This is a genomic window from Mycobacterium sp. NGS48, assembly GCF_059812585.1.
Map to the genome: position 1 here is coordinate 42,055 of NZ_JCALCY010000008.1, position 17,412 is coordinate 59,466.

The window sequence follows — 17,412 nt, forward strand, 5'->3', positions numbered from 1 at the left end:
GCAGGTCTAGACGCGCTATCCGGTCGCCTCGTCGCGGTCCAGGCCCGCCAGCAGCGCATCGCGGGCGCGGGCGACTCGGGATCGGATGGTGCCCACCGGGCAGCCGCACACCGCGGCGGCGTCGGCATAGGACAGACCGAGGAACTGTGTGAGCAGCAGTGCCTCCCGCTGCTCGGCGTTGAGACCGGCGATCATCGTGGTCACCTCGACGAGGTCCTCGAATCCCCGGGCGGGGCGGTCGCGGTTGAGTAGCTGCTCAGGATCAGCGCCGTGGGCGGTGCGAGGCCGGGATCGTGCATGACGGATGTGATCGGCGACGACTCGTCGCGCGATGGCCAGCAGCCAGGTTCGCGCGCTGGAACGCCCGGAGAAGCGCTGGATGGCGCCGATCGCCCGAAGAAAGGTTTCCTGGGCCAGGTCGTCGGCGCTGGCGCCGTCCGACAGGTACGCCACAAAACGCCACACGTCTTGTTGAGTGGCTTTGATGAACGCCTCGAGAGCCCGGGCGTCGCCGCGCGCGGCGGCCAAAGCAAGCGCGGTAACGGCTTCGTCGTCGCTACGCGCGGTCATGACCACTCACCTTAAACTCGACCGACTCACCCGTCTACGACGGGCCGTCGTAGACCATCATGCTCAGGCCGCCGAACGGTTGACCGGGCGCAGGTGTCCGCGCCGTCGAGCACTGGTCACCGCCGCGGTCAGCACGAGTTCGCTCGTCGCCTCGTCGCCGGCCGCACTGGGCTGACTTGATCCGGCGCGGTTTCGCGCCACCAGCAACGCGAACAGCAAACCAACCAGCAGCGGTAGGTGGCTGGCGACCCGAGAAGCCGTCACCTGCCCGCTGTAGCTGTCGACGGCCACATAACCCAGCAGCGCAACCGCATACGCGCCGGCGATCGCCGCAACACCTACCGCGGCGGTGGTCCAGATGCCCGCGGCAATCATCGCGGCTCCGAGCGCCAGTAACCATGCAGTGGACTCGTGCAACAGGTGCGCGCCGGTTGCCGCGCCGTGCGTGTGGGTGGACACCATGCCGAAATCGATGCCGGCGATCTGCGCCGACGCCAGCGCGACCTGGATCAGCCCCGCCAGGATCAGCGCCCACCGGCGGTAGTCCGAGACCAGCCCTCGCCACCAACGCCGATGCGGCGCAACGGGCGCCACGCCGACAGCCGCCATGATCTGCTCGACCATGTCCGGTCCGTGGCCCGCTTCGAGCGAGGCCAGTTGTCGGGTTTGTACCGCCACGCCGATCAGCCAGGCACGGCAATCCGGACACGATCCCAGATGGGCATCGACCCGCTGGGCCGGCACCTGCTGCGGCTCGCCGTCCAGCCGCGCCGATAGCGCTTCACGCGCAATCTCACACCGCATCTTTGTATCGTCGCTCATTTCTGTGTCTTTTGCACAAAGGCTTCTTCGGCGGGAACCAAACCGCGCCGCGTGCCGACCACTGTAGGTACACAACGCGAGATTCCGGAAGGGGTGTTTGTGTCCCTGCGAGTTGTTCCCGAGGGCCTCAGCGCGACCAGCGCTGCCGTCGAGGCGTTGACCGCGCGGCTTGCGGCCGCGGAGGCCGGTGCATCCCCGTTGATTTCGGCGGTGCTGCCGCCCGCCGCTGATCCGGTCTCGCTGCAGACGGCGGTCGGCTTCAGCGCACATGGCGCCGAGCATTCCGTCATGGGCGCCCAGGGCGTGGCCGAGCTCGGCCGCGCGGGTGTCGGCACTGGTGAGTCCGCTGTCAGTTATGCCACCGGCGATGCCTCGGCGGCATCGTCATATCTGATCGCCGGCGGCCTATGACGGCGCCAATCTGGATGGCCTTGCCGCCGGAAGTGCATTCGGCAATGCTCAGCAGCGGCCCGGGCCCCGGGTCGTTGCTGGCGGCCGCGGCGGCGTGGTCCTCGTTGAGTGTCGAGTACGGTTCGGCGGCAGGCGAACTCAGCACGGTGTTAGCCGGCGCGCAGGCGGCGTGGGACGGGCCCAGCGCGGTGCGATATGTGTCCGCGCACGGGCCGTATCTGAGCTGGCTAGCTGAGAGTGCCGAGAAGAGCACAGTTGCGGCGGCTCTGCACGAGACAGCTGCCGGCGCCTACGTGTCCGCGCTGGCCGTCATGCCCACGCTGCCGGAGCTCGCGGCAAACCACGCTATCCACGCGACGTTGGTGGCCACCAACTTCTTCGGGATCAACACCATCCCGATTGCGCTCAACGAAGCCGACTACGTGCGCATGTGGGTACTGGCTGCCGAGACGATGACCACCTATCAGGTGGTTGCCGGCTCGGCTCTGGCTGCAGTGCCCGCGACGGTGCCTGCCCCACCGATCATGGTGCCGGGGGGTGAAGCCAGCACCGCGGCTGCGACCACCCAATCGGCTGCCGCCGCCCCGGCGGCTGACGCCGGCGCCCATCTCAACAGCGCGGACGCGAGTTCGTCGTGGCAAGACCGCCTGGCGGCCCGTCTCTCAAACATCACCCAGAACATCCTTTGGCCCCTCGGCAAGGAGATCTACCCCGACGGATGGCCGATTCCGGCGGTTCCATTTGTCAATGGCATCACCTCGATATTGATGCAGATCCCCGGAATGTCGCCAGCGCTCGCAACCGCTATGGGCTGGTTCATCTTCCATTCGTTGATGCTGGTGTGGCCTTTCGTGCAGATGGCTCCGACATTGTTGATGGCTGTTGTTCCAGTGGTGGGGGCCGCCGCAATCGGCGGCGTGGCGGGAGTAGCGGCCGGGATCGCCGCCGCCGCGGCCAGCGTCACGGTCCCCCCGGTAGCGGACATGCCGGCCACGGCGCCAATCCCGGCGCCCCTGGGTTCGGCACCGGCGCCGCTGACGGCGGGCGGTACCGCAACAACGGTGACGAACGCCCCGAGCACATCGACCGCCGCGACCCCGAGCACGGCGTCAGCGATGGGCGGCGGACCGGCCGGCGGCGGTCCCGGCGTCGGCTTCGGTCCGACCGCCACCGACACGCTGGGAGCCAACGCGTCGATGACCGACGTGTCGTACGCGGTGGGCGCAACGGGACTGTCGGCCCGGAGCAGCGCCGCAAGCCGTCGCTCACGCGGTCAGGAGCAGGAGTCACCGGTGGACAATCCCGCGGCGGCCGCCGCGAAGGCGGCAACCACCCGCGAGCAAAAACGGGCCCGGCGGCGCGCGAAAGTGCAGGAACTGGGCCGCGGTTACGAGTACATGGATCTGGAGCCGGGGACCGACGACGACGCAATTGACGCAGTGAGCGCCTCGGATTGGGGTGCTGGACCGCTGGGTTCTGCCGGGAACGGACGGCAAGGCTCGACGGCCGAGGCGGCGGGGTTGACCACGTTGGCCGGTGACGAGTTCGGCGGTGGCCCGGCGATGCCGATGGTGCCGGGCAGCTGGACGCCCGGCAGCGCTACGGACCGTAGTTAAAAAGGAAAGGGAACAGGATGAGTTTGTTGGATGCCCATATTCCGCAGTTGGTGGCGTCGCAGTCGGCGTTTGCGGCGAAGGCGGGGTTGATGCGGTCCACGATTGGGCAGGCGGAGCAGGAGGCGCTGTCGGCGCAGGCGTTTCATGTGGGGGAGTCTTCGGCGGCGTTTCAGGCGTCGCATGCCCGGTTTGTGGAGGTGGCGGCCAAGGTGAATGCGTTGTTGGATATCGCGCAGGCCAATTTGGGTGATGCCGCGGGCACCTATGTGGCGGCGGATGCTGCTGCGGCCAGTGGCTATTCCGGGTTCTGAGTCGAAGGGATCAGATGATGTCGCAGATTATGTACAACTACCCGGCGATGTTGGCGCATGCCGGGGATATGGCGTCGTATGCGGCGACCATGCAGGGGTTGGGGGCGGATATCTCTAGTGAGCAGGCCGCGTTGTCGGGTGCTTGGCAAGGGGATACCGGGATGACGTATCAGGCGTGGCAGGCGCAGTGGAATCAGGCGATGGAGGAGTTGGTGCGGGCCTATCACGCGATGGCGGGTAATCATGAGGCCAACACCATGGCCATGCTGGCCCGCGACCAAGCCGAAGCCGCCAAATGGGGCGGCTGACCCTCAGCATCGAGACTGCGGTTAGCGCGGGCTAAACAGGCGTCGAAGGGCCGCGGCGATAGGCTCGCCCGGTGTTGATCGCAATCGAAGGCGTCGACGGCGCCGGCAAGCGGACCTTGTCGGGCGGGCTGCGCACCGCCTTCGAAGCCGCCGGTAAGTCGGTGGCCACGTGTGCGTTTCCCCGCTACGGGCAATCGGTGGCCGCCGACGTCGCGCACGAAGCTCTGCACGGCCAGCATGGTGACCTCGCGTCGTCGGTGTATGCGATGGCCATGCTGTTCGCGCTGGACCGTGCCGGCGCGGCCGAGCAGATCCGCGAACTGTGCCGTGAGCACGATGTGGTGATCCTGGATCGCTACGTGGCGTCCAACGCCGCCTACAGCGCCGCGCGCCTGCGTCAGCACGCCGACGGAGACGTAGCGGCGTGGGTGCAGCAGATCGAATACCAGCGGCTGCAGCTTCCCGCACCCGATTGGCAAGTGCTGCTTGGCGTTTCGGCTGAGCTGGCCGGACAGCGCGCCCGCCGGCGGGCGCGTCAGGAAGCGGGCCGGGCGCGTGACGCCTACGAACGTGACGACGCGCTGCAGCAGCGAACCGGGGCCGTGTACGCCGGCCTGGCCGCCGCGCGGTGGGGTGGGCGATGGCTGGTGGTCGACGCCGATGTCGACCCCGAAAAGCTGGCGGCTACCCTCGTCGGCCGCTGAACTGAAAGAAACCCGCGTGTGGTAGCCCAGTTTTGTCCCGTTCTGGTGACACCATGGACACCATGAGGCAAAGGATTCTCGTCGTCGACGACGACGCTTCGCTGGCCGAGATGCTCACCATCGTGCTGCGGGGGGAAGGTTTTGACACCGCGGTCATCGGTGACGGCACCCAGGCGCTCACCGCCGTGCGCGAACTGCGCCCCGATCTGGTGCTGCTGGACCTGATGCTGCCCGGCATGAACGGCATCGACGTGTGCCGGGTGCTGCGCGCGGACTCCGGTGTGCCGATCGTCATGCTCACCGCCAAGACCGACACCGTCGACGTGGTGTTGGGCCTGGAGTCGGGCGCCGACGACTACATCATGAAGCCGTTCAAGCCCAAGGAACTGGTAGCCCGGGTGCGGGCCCGGCTGCGGCGCAATGACGACGAGCCTGCCGAGATGCTGTCCATCGCCGACGTCGATATCGACGTGCCGGCGCACAAGGTCACCCGCAACGGCGAACAGATCTCGCTGACGCCGCTGGAATTCGACCTGCTGGTGGCGCTGGCACGCAAACCACGCCAGGTGTTTACTCGTGATGTGCTGCTCGAACAGGTGTGGGGATACCGCCACCCAGCGGACACCCGCTTGGTGAACGTGCATGTCCAGCGTCTGCGGGCCAAGGTCGAAAAAGACCCGGAGAACCCGACCGTTGTCCTGACCGTTCGAGGAGTGGGATACAAGGCCGGACCTCCGTGATTTGGGGCGGACCTCGGTGATCTTCGGGTCGCGGCGACGCATTCGCCGGCGGTCCCCGCCATTGCTCGGCATGAGTGCGCCCCGTCGAGCGGTGGCCGTTGCCTGGCGCCGCTCGCTGCAGCTGCGGGTGGTCGCCCTGACGCTGGGGATGTCACTGGCGGTGATCTTGGTACTCGGTTTCGTGTTGACCAGCCAGGTCACCAACCGGGTGCTCGACGTCAAGGTCCGCGCGGCCACCGAGCAGATCGAGCGGGCCCGCACCACGGTCAGCGGAATCGTCAGCGGCGAGGAGGCGCGCTCGCTGGAGAGCAGTTTGCAACTGGCCCGCAACACGTTGACGTCGAAAACCGACCCGACCTCCGGCGCCGGTCTGGCCGGTACGTTCGACGCGGTGCTGGTGGTACCCGGCTACGGGCCCAGGCCGGCGGCGGCGGCCGGGCCCGTCGACCAGTTGCCCGCCGCGCTGCGCGAATTCGTCAAGGCCGGACAGGTGGCCTACCAGTACGCGACGGTGCACACCGACGGCTTTTCCGGGCCGGCGCTGGTGATCGGCACGCCGACGTCGTCGCGAGTGACCAACCTCGAGCTGTACTTGATTTTCCCGCTGGGCAACGAGCAGAGCACGATCTCACTGGTGCGCGGCACCATGGCCACGGGCGGGTTGGTATTGCTCGTACTACTGGCCGGTATCGCGCTGCTGGTGTCGCGGCAGGTGGTGGTTCCGGTTCGGTCGGCGTCGCGCATTGCCGAACGGTTCGCCGAAGGCCACCTCTCCGAGCGGATGCCGGTGCGCGGCGAAGACGATATGGCCCGGCTGGCGGTGTCGTTCAACGACATGGCCGAGAGCCTGTCCCGCCAGATCGCCCAACTCGAGGAGTTCGGCAATTTGCAGCGCCGGTTCACCTCCGATGTCAGCCACGAACTGCGCACGCCGCTGACGACGGTGCGGATGGCCGCCGACCTGATCTACGACCACAGCGCCGACCTCGATCCGGCGCTGCGCCGCTCAACCGAACTGATGGTGAATGAGCTGGACCGGTTCGAGACGCTGCTCAACGATCTACTGGAGATCTCCCGGCATGACGCGGGTGTGGCTGAGTTGTCGGTCGAGGCGGTCGATTTGCGCTCGACGGTCAACAGCGCGCTGGGCAACGTGGGACATCTGGCCGAAGACGCCGGGGTCAAGCTGATCGTCGACATGCCGTCGGATGACGTGATCGCCGAAGTGGACGCCCGCCGCGTGGAGCGCATCCTACGCAACCTGATTGCCAATGCGATCGATCACGCCGAGCACAAACCGGTTCGGATCCGGATGGCTGCTGACGAAGACACCGTGGCGGTTACGGTGCGCGACTACGGAGTTGGGCTGCGGTCGGGTGAGGAAAAGCTGGTGTTCAGCCGGTTCTGGCGCTCCGACCCGTCGCGGGTGCGCCAATCCGGCGGGACCGGGTTGGGCCTTGCGATCAGTGTGGAGGATGCGCGCCTGCATCAGGGCCGGCTGGAGGCCTGGGGCGAACCGGGCAAGGGCGCCTGCTTCCGGCTGACGCTTCCGCTGGTGCGCGGGCACAAGGTGACCACCAGCCCGCTGCCGATGAAACCGGTTGCCGGGGAAAGCAAAGAGCGTCAGTCTCGTCAGCGCGAACATGCCGAGAGAGGTGCGTGATGCGGCGATTGGCCGCGCTGCTGTTCGCCGTTGCGGTAGTGCTGTCCGGTTGTGCCGGAGTGCCCAGTTCGTCGGCGCCGCAGGCCATCGGCACCGTCGAGCGGACGGCGCCGTCGAACCTGCCCAAACCGGCCCCAGGCATGGACCCCGACGTGCTGCTGCGCGAATTCCTCAAGGCCACAGCCGATCCGGCCAACCGGCATCTGGCAGCGCGGCAATTCCTCACCCAATCGGCGTCTAACGCATGGGACGACGCCGGTAGCGCACTGCTGCTCGACCACGTGGTGTTCGTCGAAACACGCAGCGCCGAACGAGTTTCGGTGACAATGCACGCCGACATCCTGGGTTCGCTCTCGGACATGGGCGTGTTCGAAACCGGTGAAGGTCAGCTGCCGGATCCAGGACCCATCGAGCTGGTGAAAACGTCGGGCGGTTGGCGCATCGACCGACTGCCCAACGGAGTATTTCTGGACTGGCAGCAATTTCAGGCCACCTACAAACGCCACACGCTGTACTTCGCCGATCCGACCGGCAGGACCGTCGTTCCGGATCCACGCTATGTCGCGGTGTCTGACCCCGACCAGTTGGCCACCGAGTTGATGTCCAAGCTGATCGCGGGCCCACGCCCGGAGATGAGCAAAAGCGTGCACAACATGCTCGGACCACCGGCGCGGTTGCGCGGACCAGTCACCCGGGCCGACGGTGGCAAATCCGGGATCGGTCGAGGCTATAGCGGGGCCCGGATCGATTTGGAAACGCTCACGATCGCCGATCCGCGCAGTAGGCAATTGCTTGCCGCGCAGATCATTTGGACGTTGGCCCGCGCCGATATCAGGGGACCGTACGTGATCAACGCCGACGGCGCCCCACTGGATGACCGCTTCGCCGACGGGTGGAACACCTCCGACGTGGCCGCCACCGACCCTGGAGTGGACGAAGGCGCCGCGGCCGGTGTGCACGCGCTGATCGGTGGCGCGCTGGTGTCGCTGGACGGGCAGCACTCGACACCGGTAGGGGGTGCGTTCGGCCGGCCGACGAATCAGACCGCCGCCGCGCTGTCCCGTAGTGGTCACCGCGCGGCGTCGGTGGTGACCCTGCGGCCGGGCGCACCCGATGTGGCCGCGTCGCTGTGGATCGGCGACCTGGGCGGTGAGGCGGTGGAAGCTGCTGACGGACACAGCCTTTCGCGACCGACATGGTCGCTGGACGACGCGGTGTGGGTGGTCGCCGACGGCAACAACGTACTGCGCGCGATCCAGGAGACGGCATCGGGGCAGCCGGCGCGGCTTCCGGTGGATTCGGCCGCGGTATCGAACCGCTTCCCGGGTGCGATCACCGAGTTGCAGTTGTCCCGGGACGGAACGCGGGCGGCGATGGTCATCGAGGGGCAGGTGATCCTCACCAGTGTCGAGCAGACTCAAGCCGGTCAATTCGCGCTGACCTATCCGCGCCGCCTCGGGTTCGGGCTGGGCTCCTCGGTGGTGTCGCTGTCGTGGCGCACCAGCGACGACCTTGCGGTGAGCCGCACCAATGCCCAGCATCCGGTGTCGTATGTGAACCTCGACGGGGTGAATTCCGATGCGCCGGGCGGCAATCTGCAGCTTCCGGTGACAACGATCGCGGCCAACCCGTCGACCGTGTACGTGGCCGACCCGCGGGGGGTGCTGCAGCTTTCGAGTTCGGGTGCCGAAGGAACCCCGGCTTGGCTCGATGTCCGGGCGTTCATGGTGGGCGGCGCAGTACCGGTGTTGCCTGGATAGCAGTCTGCTTATTGCTTGCGGCTGGATTGCTGCTACTTCTTGGCGTGGCCGAGAGTTTCCGGGTTGCGACACGGTCACGGATGCATACCCATCCGTATATCACTGGTCACACCGGGCACATTGGTCACTACTGTCACAGAGGCCAACTGCGGGCGTCAATGCGACGTCCTGCCCCTGGAAAGGTGTGACATGTCGCCGATTCGTCGAATCGTATCCATATACGTGGCGTCGGCGACCGCACTAGGACTCGTAATTCCGGTGGGTCTCGCGCCAACGGCGTCCGCGCTGCCGTGCAGTGCGCCCGAGGCCAATGTCGAACCACCTGCGGCGGCACCAGCAATGCCGCCGCCGTCGCCCGTCGTCCGGCCACCGACTGGACGAAAGCCTCGAGGTGCTAACGAAAAGGCGCCGCTACCCAAACTGGGGCCGCTGATCTCTTCGTTGCTTCGGCCCGGGAGTTCTCGCTACTCCGCACCGGTGCAACAGGAAGCGGCGATAGTGCCGCCGGGACCCACTCCTCCCGGCGCGGCCAACCAACAGCTCCCGAACGCAACTGAATTGACTCCGAACGCGGCGCCGGTTCCGCAGCCGCCGGAACCAGCGCCTCCTGCTGCGATCGCCGGGGCTCCGACATCGGTTGTTGACTGGGTGACCGGCCCCAACGGCCCGAACAGCACTCTGCAACGTTTCGGGATCTCCGGCACCGACCTCGGAATCCTCTGGGACAACGGCGATCCCGTCAACCGTCAGGTGCTGATGGCCTTCGGTGACACGTTCGGCTATTGCCGCGTCCACGGCCAGCAATGGCGGCACAATGTGCTGTTTCGCAGTCAAGACAACAATCTCGCCGATGGAATAACCGTGCCGCCGGGTTCGACGAGCGACAAATACTCCGGCTCACCGGTACTGGCATCGGGTATTTCCAGGGCGATTCTGCCCGGCGTCAAGTGGGCGCCCAATGAGACCGGAATGATCCCGACTGCCGGCATCTCGGTCGGGAATACCCAATACATCAACTTCATGTCCATCAGGGAATGGGGCCGCGACGGCGAGTGGTCGACGAACTATTCGGCAATCGCGACTTCTCCCGACAATGGCCAGCACTGGGGGATCTACCCGGGAAGCGTCCGCACGCCCGCGCCCGACAGCATCCCGGGAGCCCGCCACATTGCGGGGAACGAGAATTTCCAAATGGGGGCGTTCATGCGGTCGGGCGACGGTTACGTTTACTCGTTCGGCACCCCGTCCGGGCGCGGCGGTTCGGCTTACTTGGCGCGGGTCCCGCAGAACTCCGTGCCGGATGTCACCAAATACCAGTACTGGAACGGCGAAGGTAACGGGTGGGTCCCGAACAACCCGGGCGCAGCCACCCCGGTGATCCCTGGCCCAGTGGGCGAGATGTCAGCGCAGTACAACAACTATCTCAAGCAGTACGTGGCCCTCTACACCAACGGCGGCAACGACGTCGTGGCAAGAACCGCGCCGGCCCCACAAGGGCCGTGGAGCCCCGAGCAAATGCTGGTGTCGTCATTCCAGATCCCCGGTGGCATCTATGCGCCGATGATCCATCCCTGGTCGTCGGGCAAAGACCTGTACTTCAATTTGTCGTCCTGGTCGGCCTATGACGTGATGTTGATGCACACCGAGCTGCCGTAGCTGCAGCCTCCGCTTGTCACCCCCGCCCGCCACACTGCACCCATGCTCGATCTCGTCCTGCCACTGGAATGCGGTGGCTGCGGCGCACCGTCGACCCGCTGGTGTGACACCTGCGCGCAAGAATTGACCGTCGCGCCCGACGCACCCCACGTTGCGAGCCCGCGCGTCGACCCCCAGGTACCGGTGTTCGCACTCGGCCGCTACGCCGGCGCCCGCCGGAACGCCATCGTGGCGATGAAGGACCACGGCCGCACCGACCTGATAACACCACTGGCTCACGCTCTGGCAATCGGCGTGCATCGCCTCACCACATGGGGTCTGCTCGACGTGCCGCTGACGATCGTGCCGGCGCCGACTCGCCGTGCGGCGGCGCGAAGGCGGGGCGGTGACCCGGTCACCCGCATTGCAGAAGCCGCGGTCAAAGACCATCCCCAGATCGCCGTCGTGCCGGCACTACGAATGAAAGCGCTGGCCCGGGACTCGGCTGGCCTGGGCACCGCCGAGCGTGAGCGCAACATCGCCGGACGGGTGGTGCTGCGAAGGCCGGTCAAAGCCGAGGTGCTGCTGGTCGACGACATCGTCACCACCGGAGCGACCGCGCGTGAGTCGGTCCGCGTGCTGCGGTCAGCAGGCGTCCAAGTGGCCGCGGTGCTGACTATCGCAGCCGCGTAATGATCGTGAAGAAGTCGCAACACAAAAGTACTGGCACTTCCACCTGCCCGCGGCTACCGTCGGGATCAAGCACCCGTGAACGCCTCACGGCGGCGCCGTCCAATAGGCGCCATGTCACCGACGTCGGTAGGGGGTGAATTTTCGACACCTCGCACCGGCGGGCGGCCTCCGTCATCGACACCAACCCCGTCGGCGCATTCATTTGAAGCCAGTCACGTCATACAGTGCGTGCGTCGCGAGAGGGAAACGAGTTGTCAAGTATGTCAAGGCAAACCGCGGATTCCAACCAACTTCTGGCCGACCCCGAAGAGCGGGATGAACCCACGTTGCAGGCTGAGGTCGTCGTCAAAGGCCGCAACGTCGAGGTCCCCGACCACTACCGCGTCTACGTCTCGCAGAAACTCGCCCGCTTGGAGCGGTTCGACCGAACCATCTACTTGTTCGACGTCGAACTAAAACATGCCCGTAACCGGCGCCAGCGCAAGTCGTGCCAACAGGTGGAAATCACCGCCCGCGGCCGCGGCCCGGTGGTGCGCGGCGAGGCCCGCGCAGACAGCTTCTACGCCGCTTTCGAGGCGGCGGTCGACCGGTTGGAAAGCCGGCTGCGTCGTGGCAACGATCGGCGCAAGGTGCACTACGGCGACAAGACCCCGGTGTCGGTGGCCGAGGCGACCGCGGTGGCGCCTCCGCTGCAGCCGGCCGACAGCGGCCAACTGCCGCCCGAGCACGACGGCGTCGACGGGCACCGCGAGCCGGGACGGGTCGTCCGGACCAAGGAGCATCCGGCCAAGCCGATGTCGGTGGATGACGCCCTCTACGAGATGGAACTCGTTGGACACGACTTCTTTCTCTTCTATGACAAGCACACCGAGTGTCCATCGGTGGTTTACCGCCGGCACGCCTACGACTACGGCCTGATCCGGCTGTCCTGACGCGCTCAGGGCGGCGTGGGGAACGGCACGTCACCTAGGATGGTGAGCGCCAAAGACTCCAATTCTCCCCGCAAGCGGGAGGTACCCCCAAGGGGATTTAACTGTGCTGTCGAAGTTGCTGCGCCTTGGCGAAGGTCGCATGGTCAAGCGCCTCAAGCGCGTTGCCGACTACGTCAATACCTTGTCCGACGACGTCGAGAAGCTCACCGACGCCCAACTGCGGGCCAAGACCGACGAGTTCAAGAAGCGCCACGCCGACGGCGAAAGCCTCGATGACCTGCTGCCCGAAGCATTCGCAGTAGCCCGCGAGGCGGCCTGGCGGGTGCTCGACCAGCGCCCGTTCGACGTGCAGGTGATGGGCGCCGCGGCGCTGCACTTCGGCAACGTCGCCGAGATGAAAACCGGCGAGGGCAAGACCCTGACCTGTGTGCTGCCGGCCTACCTCAATGCCCTGGCCGGCAACGGCGTGCACATCGTCACCGTCAACGACTACCTGGCCAAACGGGACAGCGAGTGGATGGGGCGGGTGCACCGCTTCCTGGGCCTACAGGTCGGCGTGATCCTGGCCGGTCTGAACCCCGACGAACGCCGCGACGCCTACTACGCCGACATCACCTATGGGACCAACAACGAGTTCGGCTTCGACTACCTGCGTGACAACATGGCCCATTCGCTGGAAGACCTCGTGCAGCGCGGGCACAACTACGCCATCGTCGACGAGGTCGACTCCATCCTGATCGACGAAGCCCGCACCCCGCTGATCATCTCCGGCCCGGCCGATGGCGCCTCCAGCTGGTACACCGAGTTCGCCCGGATCGCGCCGCTGATGGAAAAAGACACTCACTACGAGATCGACCTACGCAAACGGACGGTCGGCGTGCACGAACTCGGCGTGGAGTTCGTCGAAGACCAACTGGGCATCGACAACCTCTACGAGGCCGCCAACTCCCCGCTGGTCAGCTACCTCAACAACGCCCTGAAGGCCAAGGAGCTTTTCCAGCGCGACAAGGACTACATCGTCCGCGACGGCGAAGTGCTCATCGTCGACGAGTTCACCGGCCGGGTGCTGATCGGCCGGCGCTACAACGAGGGCATGCACCAGGCGATTGAGGCCAAAGAGCATGTCGAGATCAAGGCCGAGAACCAGACGCTGGCCACCATCACGCTGCAGAACTACTTCCGGCTCTACGACAAACTCGCCGGCATGACCGGCACCGCCCAGACCGAGGCGGCCGAGCTGCATGAGATCTACAAGCTCGGGGTGGTGTCGATCCCGACCAACAAACCGATGATCCGCGGCGACCAATCCGACCTCATCTACAAGACCGAGGAAGCCAAGTACATCGCCGTCGTCGACGACGTCTCCGAGCGCTACGAAAAAGGGCAGCCGGTGCTGATCGGTACCACCAGCGTGGAGCGCTCGGAGTATCTGTCCCGGCAGTTCCAGAAGCGGCGCATCCCGCACAACGTGCTCAACGCCAAGTACCACGAGCAGGAGGCCGGCATCATCGCCGAAGCCGGCCGGCGCGGCGCGATCACCGTGGCCACCAACATGGCCGGCCGCGGCACCGACATCGTGCTGGGCGGCAACCCGGATTTCCTCGCCGATAAGCAGCTGCGCGAGCAGGGCCTGGACCCGGTGGAAACACCCGACGAGTACGAGTCCGCCTGGGACGAGCTGCTTCCCCGGATCAAGTCCGAAGCCTCCAGCGAGGCCGAGGAAGTGATCGACGCCGGCGGTCTGTACGTGCTGGGCACCGAACGGCACGAGTCCCGGCGCATCGACAACCAGCTGCGGGGCCGGTCCGGTCGGCAGGGCGACCCCGGCGAGTCGCGGTTCTACCTGTCGCTGGGTGACGAGCTGATGCGCCGATTCAACGGCGCCGCACTGGAATCGCTGCTGACTCGGCTCAACCTGCCCGACGACGTGCCCATCGAGGCCAAGATGGTGACCCGCGCCATCAAGAGCGCGCAGACCCAGGTCGAGCAGCAGAACTTCGAGGTCAGAAAGAACGTCCTCAAATACGACGAGGTGATGAACCAGCAGCGCAAGGTCATCTACGAGGAGCGTCGTCGCATCCTGGAGGGCGAGAACCTGGCCCAGCAGGCCCACGACATGCTCGTCGACGTGATCACCGCCTACGTCGACGGGGCTACCGCCGACGGGTACGCCGAAGACTGGGACCTGGACAAGCTGTGGGAGGCGCTGAAGACGCTGTACCCACTGGGCATCGAGCACAAGGACCTGTTCGATCCCGACGCGATCGGCGAACCCGGTGAGCTGACCCGCGAGGAGCTGCTCGATGCGTTGATCAAAGACGCCGAACGCGCCTACGCGGCGCGCGAGGCCCAGCTCGAGGAGCTGGCCGGCGACGGTGCGATGCGTCAGTTGGAACGCAACGTGCTGCTCAATGTCATCGACCGCAAGTGGCGCGAGCATCTCTACGAGATGGACTACCTCAAAGAGGGCATCGGCTTGCGTGCGATGGCGCAGCGCGACCCGCTGGTCGAATACCAGCGCGAGGGCTACGACATGTTCACCGGCATGCTCGAGGGGCTGAAAGAGGAGTCGGTCGGCTTCTTGTTCAACGTGGCCGTCGAGGCGGTCCCGTCGCCGGAGGTGGCTCCGGTGGCTGAGCCCGGGGATTTGGCCGAGTTCGCCACCGCCGCCGCGGCCACCGCCCAGCAACGAACCGCCGCGTCCGGCGGAGGCCGCTCCGCAGCACCGAGTGCGTTGCGCGCCAAGGGAATTGAGAACGAGTCACCGGCATTGACCTATTCCGGCCCGGCCGAGGACGGCTCGGCGCAGGTACAGGGCAACGGCGGTGGAGCGCAGAAGAGTGTCGCCGGCGGCACGCGGCGGGAGCGGCGAGAAGCCGCGCGCCGCCAGGCGCGCGGCGCCAAATCGTCGAAATCGAGTAAGCGGCGATAGCGCCTGCGATACCGATGATTTGAGGCATTCGCCTCATGCGCCGTGGCTACCCATCCGCGGAAATGCTCGCTATCGCCATGACTTTCCGTTAAGTATTGACGGTATGGACGTCAAGGAGGTGCTGCTCCCCGGCATCGGTCTGCGATACGAGTTCACCAGCCACGGCGGCGACCGGATCGGCGTCATCGCGCGCCGAGGCGGCGACTTCGAGATCGTGTTGTATGCCGGTGACGACCCCGACCAGGCGACGCCGGTCCTCCGCCTCAACGACGACGAGGCCGACGCGGTGGCGCAGATCCTGGGCGCACCACGCATCGCCGAACGGTTCACCGAGCTGACCCGCGAAGTACCCGGAATCGATACCAGTCAGGTTCAAATCCGGCCGGGCAGTCCGTTTGTGGACCACCCACTCGGCGAGACGCGCGCCCGCACCCGCACCGGCGCCTCGATCGTGGCGATCGTGCGCAACGAAGAGGTACTCGCCTCGCCGGGCCCGGCCGAAATGCTGCACGCACAAGACGTTCTCATCGTCATCGGAACCGAAGACGGCATCGCCGGCGTCGAACAGATCGTCGATAAGGGCTGAGTCGGTGCAAGTCTCGGTGGCGCTGCTGTTCGAAGTCGGCGCCATCCTGACCGTGCTCGCGCTGTTCGGTGCCGTTGCGCGCCGGTTCGCGTTGTCACCGATTCCGGTGTATCTGCTTGCCGGTCTGGCGCTGGGTAATGGTGGCATCAATCCGGTCCCCGCAGCCGGTGAGTTCATCACCACCGGCGCGCCGATCGGTGTCGTGCTGCTGCTGCTCACCCTGGGCGTGGAATTCTCCGCCACCGAGTTCGCCAGCAGCTTGCGCCACCATCTGCCGTCGGCAGCGGTCGACATCCTGCTGAACGCTACGCCCGGTGCGCTGGTCGGGTGGCTGCTCGGGCTGGACGGCGTGGGCATCCTGGCGTTGGCCGGCGTCACCTATATCTCGTCGTCGGGCGTCATCGCTCGCCTGCTCGAGGACCTTCACCGCGTCGCCAACCGGGAGACGCCGGCCGTGCTGGCGGTACTGGTGCTCGAAGACTTCGCGATGGCCGCCTACCTGCCGCTGTTCGCGGTGCTGGCATCGCGCGGCAGTTGGCTGCATGCGATCGGCGGGATGGCCGCCGCAGTGGCCGCGCTGTGCATAGCGCTGGCCGCGTCGTATCGATGGGGCCACCACGTCGCCCGTCTGGTGGGGCACTCCGATTCAGAACAGCTGATGCTGCGGGTGCTCGGCATCACCTTGATCGTGGCCGCACTGGCCGAATTCGTGCACGCGTCGGCGGCGGTCGGTGCGTTTCTGGTGGGCCTGACGCTGACCGGTGAGACCGCCGACCGGGCCCGCAAGGTGCTCGGTCCGCTGCGCGACTTGTTCGCCGCGATCTTTTTTCTGGCCATCGGTTTGTCGGTCGATCCCGAACGTCTGCTTCCGATGCTGCCGGTGGCGCTGGCACTGGCCGGCGTCACCGCCGTGACAAAGGTGGGCACCGGGGTATTCGCCGCCCGGCGCGAGGGCGTGGCATGGCGTGGTCAGTTGCGTGCCGGCACCGCGCTCATTGCCAGGGGCGAGTTTTCGCTGATCATCATCGGGCTGGCCGGCTCGTCGATCAGCGGCATGGCTGCGTTGGCGACGTCGTACGTGTTCGTGATGGCGATCATCGGTCCGGTAGTGACGCGATTCGCCGGCGGCCCGGCGCCGGCCGCCGCGCGTACCGCGGTCTAGCCAATATGCAGGGCGACCACCTGCCAGCCGACATCCGTCACCGGCTCGACGCGGCAGGCGATGGCGTGCACACGGCAGCCGCGGCTGTAGGTCGCAAACACCTCGGCGGCGGTCAGCCGGTCGTGCGGTCCGACGGCCTGTAGTCGCAATCGGCGCAACACCGCGGCGTCCTGGCGGCTGGCCGTGACCTGATTGGCCGCGAGCACCGAGTCGGCGAGACCGCCGGCCAGCAGACCGTGCAGTTGCGCCACCGGACGGCGGCGATCGATTACTTCCAGCACTCGGCGCAGTGCCGCGTCGGCGAAGACCGCTGCCTGCCGCATTCGCGGCGACATGCTCGTCGCCGGCTGCCGACCGGAAAACCGTTGGGGCGCGTGCGTATTAGCGCGGCGCAACGCGGTGGCCGAGGGCGGTCGGCATTGCCGGGTGTCGCGGGGTGGTGGTTCATAGTCCGCGACGGGCCGGACAGCCGACACGGCGCGCTCGGGGACAGGGCTGACGATCGACATGGCACTCTCCAGTGTTTCTCGCGGCGGTCTCGAATGGATGGGCCTGCTGGAGAGTGGC

17 protein-coding genes are annotated in these 17,412 nt (G+C 66.6%); 14 read left to right on the forward strand and 3 right to left on the reverse strand.

The window, feature by feature from the left end; genetic code table 11:
- Nucleotides 1-15: 15 nt before the first annotated feature.
- A complete protein-coding gene (gene sigC, locus AC5Y42_RS15780) occupies nucleotides 16-570 on the reverse strand; it encodes an RNA polymerase sigma factor SigC (protein ID WP_499899432.1) in 555 nt (184 codons plus the stop codon).
- Between the two features lie 63 nt (nucleotides 571-633).
- The gene (locus AC5Y42_RS15785) at nucleotides 634-1,392 is read right to left on the reverse strand and encodes a DUF2275 domain-containing protein (RefSeq protein ID WP_499899435.1); all 759 of its coding nucleotides are present in this window, start codon (nucleotides 1,390-1,392) and stop codon (nucleotides 634-636) included.
- A gap of 99 nt (nucleotides 1,393-1,491) precedes the next feature.
- On the opposite strand from AC5Y42_RS15785, the gene AC5Y42_RS15790 reads away from it, so the two are divergent.
- From AC5Y42_RS15790 to AC5Y42_RS15855, 14 genes are all read left to right on the forward strand, one after another.
- Nucleotides 1,492-1,803 (forward strand): PE family protein, encoded by a 312-nt coding sequence (locus tag AC5Y42_RS15790; RefSeq protein ID WP_499899437.1) that lies wholly within the window; start codon nucleotides 1,492-1,494, stop codon nucleotides 1,801-1,803.
- Nucleotides 1,800-3,419, forward strand: coding sequence for a PPE family protein (locus tag AC5Y42_RS15795; protein WP_499899439.1), 1,620 nt, complete (start codon nucleotides 1,800-1,802; stop codon nucleotides 3,417-3,419). The genes AC5Y42_RS15790 and AC5Y42_RS15795 overlap by 4 nt, the downstream gene beginning before the upstream one ends.
- 17 nt (nucleotides 3,420-3,436) lie before the next feature.
- The gene (gene esxG / locus AC5Y42_RS15800; protein WP_499894829.1) at nucleotides 3,437-3,730 is read left to right on the forward strand and encodes a type VII secretion system protein EsxG; all 294 of its coding nucleotides are present in this window, start codon (nucleotides 3,437-3,439) and stop codon (nucleotides 3,728-3,730) included.
- A 17-nt stretch (nucleotides 3,731-3,747) separates the two neighbouring features.
- Nucleotides 3,748-4,038: a WXG100 family type VII secretion target gene (locus tag AC5Y42_RS15805; protein WP_499894831.1), complete on the forward strand. Its 291-nt coding sequence runs from the start codon at nucleotides 3,748-3,750 to the stop codon at nucleotides 4,036-4,038.
- Between the two features lie 71 nt (nucleotides 4,039-4,109).
- Nucleotides 4,110-4,742: a dTMP kinase gene (locus AC5Y42_RS15810; RefSeq protein WP_499899441.1), complete on the forward strand. Its 633-nt coding sequence runs from the start codon at nucleotides 4,110-4,112 to the stop codon at nucleotides 4,740-4,742.
- 53 nt (nucleotides 4,743-4,795) lie between these two features.
- Complete coding sequence (gene mtrA / locus AC5Y42_RS15815) at nucleotides 4,796-5,482, forward strand: two-component system response regulator MtrA (RefSeq protein WP_015354856.1); 687 nt, start codon at nucleotides 4,796-4,798, stop codon at nucleotides 5,480-5,482.
- A gap of 16 nt (nucleotides 5,483-5,498) precedes the next feature.
- The gene (gene mtrB, locus AC5Y42_RS15820; protein ID WP_499899443.1) at nucleotides 5,499-7,145 is read left to right on the forward strand and encodes an MtrAB system histidine kinase MtrB; all 1,647 of its coding nucleotides are present in this window, start codon (nucleotides 5,499-5,501) and stop codon (nucleotides 7,143-7,145) included.
- Nucleotides 7,145-8,905 (forward strand): MtrAB system accessory lipoprotein LpqB, encoded by a 1,761-nt coding sequence (gene lpqB, locus AC5Y42_RS15825; RefSeq protein ID WP_499899445.1) that lies wholly within the window; start codon nucleotides 7,145-7,147, stop codon nucleotides 8,903-8,905. The genes mtrB and lpqB overlap by 1 nt, the downstream gene beginning before the upstream one ends.
- A 189-nt stretch (nucleotides 8,906-9,094) precedes the next feature.
- On the forward strand, nucleotides 9,095-10,561 hold the full coding sequence (locus AC5Y42_RS15830) for a glycoside hydrolase family 183 protein (protein ID WP_499899447.1): 1,467 nt from the start codon (nucleotides 9,095-9,097) through the stop codon (nucleotides 10,559-10,561).
- A 42-nt stretch (nucleotides 10,562-10,603) separates the two neighbouring features.
- On the forward strand, nucleotides 10,604-11,233 hold the full coding sequence (locus AC5Y42_RS15835; RefSeq protein ID WP_499899448.1) for a ComF family protein: 630 nt from the start codon (nucleotides 10,604-10,606) through the stop codon (nucleotides 11,231-11,233).
- A 260-nt stretch (nucleotides 11,234-11,493) separates the two neighbouring features.
- Nucleotides 11,494-12,165 (forward strand): ribosome hibernation-promoting factor, HPF/YfiA family, encoded by a 672-nt coding sequence (gene hpf / locus AC5Y42_RS15840; RefSeq protein WP_499899450.1) that lies wholly within the window; start codon nucleotides 11,494-11,496, stop codon nucleotides 12,163-12,165.
- A gap of 103 nt (nucleotides 12,166-12,268) precedes the next feature.
- Complete coding sequence (gene secA / locus AC5Y42_RS15845; RefSeq protein ID WP_499899452.1) at nucleotides 12,269-15,097, forward strand: preprotein translocase subunit SecA; 2,829 nt, start codon at nucleotides 12,269-12,271, stop codon at nucleotides 15,095-15,097.
- 103 nt (nucleotides 15,098-15,200) lie between these two features.
- A complete protein-coding gene (locus AC5Y42_RS15850) occupies nucleotides 15,201-15,683 on the forward strand; it encodes a cation:proton antiporter regulatory subunit (RefSeq protein ID WP_499899453.1) in 483 nt (160 codons plus the stop codon).
- 4 nt (nucleotides 15,684-15,687) lie between these two features.
- Nucleotides 15,688-16,845: a cation:proton antiporter gene (locus AC5Y42_RS15855; protein ID WP_499899455.1), complete on the forward strand. Its 1,158-nt coding sequence runs from the start codon at nucleotides 15,688-15,690 to the stop codon at nucleotides 16,843-16,845.
- Here AC5Y42_RS15855 and AC5Y42_RS15860 read toward each other — a convergent pair.
- Nucleotides 16,842-17,354 (reverse strand): Rv3235 family protein, encoded by a 513-nt coding sequence (locus AC5Y42_RS15860; protein ID WP_499899457.1) that lies wholly within the window; start codon nucleotides 17,352-17,354, stop codon nucleotides 16,842-16,844. The two genes, AC5Y42_RS15855 and AC5Y42_RS15860, sit on opposite strands and share 4 nt — an antisense overlap.
- Between the last annotated feature and the right edge of the window lie 58 nt (nucleotides 17,355-17,412).

Bases quoted from the DNA above. Each gene is read 5' to 3' on its own strand.
- sigC (WP_499899432.1), bottom strand. From the start codon at position 570: ATGACCGCGCGTAGCGACGACGAAGCCGTTACCGCGCTTGCTTTGGCC.
- AC5Y42_RS15785 (WP_499899435.1), bottom strand. From the start codon at position 1,392: ATGAGCGACGATACAAAGATGCGGTGTGAGATTGCGCGTGAAGCGCTA.
- AC5Y42_RS15795 (WP_499899439.1), top strand. From the start codon at position 1,800: ATGACGGCGCCAATCTGGATGGCCTTGCCGCCGGAAGTGCATTCGGCA.
- esxG (WP_499894829.1), top strand. From the start codon at position 3,437: ATGAGTTTGTTGGATGCCCATATTCCGCAGTTGGTGGCGTCGCAGTCG.
- AC5Y42_RS15805 (WP_499894831.1), top strand. From the start codon at position 3,748: ATGTCGCAGATTATGTACAACTACCCGGCGATGTTGGCGCATGCCGGG.
- mtrA (WP_015354856.1), top strand. From the start codon at position 4,796: ATGGACACCATGAGGCAAAGGATTCTCGTCGTCGACGACGACGCTTCG.
- lpqB (WP_499899445.1), top strand. From the start codon at position 7,145: ATGCGGCGATTGGCCGCGCTGCTGTTCGCCGTTGCGGTAGTGCTGTCC.
- AC5Y42_RS15830 (WP_499899447.1), top strand. From the start codon at position 9,095: ATGTCGCCGATTCGTCGAATCGTATCCATATACGTGGCGTCGGCGACC.
- AC5Y42_RS15835 (WP_499899448.1), top strand. From the start codon at position 10,604: ATGCTCGATCTCGTCCTGCCACTGGAATGCGGTGGCTGCGGCGCACCG.
- hpf (WP_499899450.1), top strand. From the start codon at position 11,494: ATGTCAAGGCAAACCGCGGATTCCAACCAACTTCTGGCCGACCCCGAA.
- AC5Y42_RS15850 (WP_499899453.1), top strand. From the start codon at position 15,201: ATGGACGTCAAGGAGGTGCTGCTCCCCGGCATCGGTCTGCGATACGAG.
- AC5Y42_RS15860 (WP_499899457.1), bottom strand. From the start codon at position 17,354: ATGTCGATCGTCAGCCCTGTCCCCGAGCGCGCCGTGTCGGCTGTCCGG.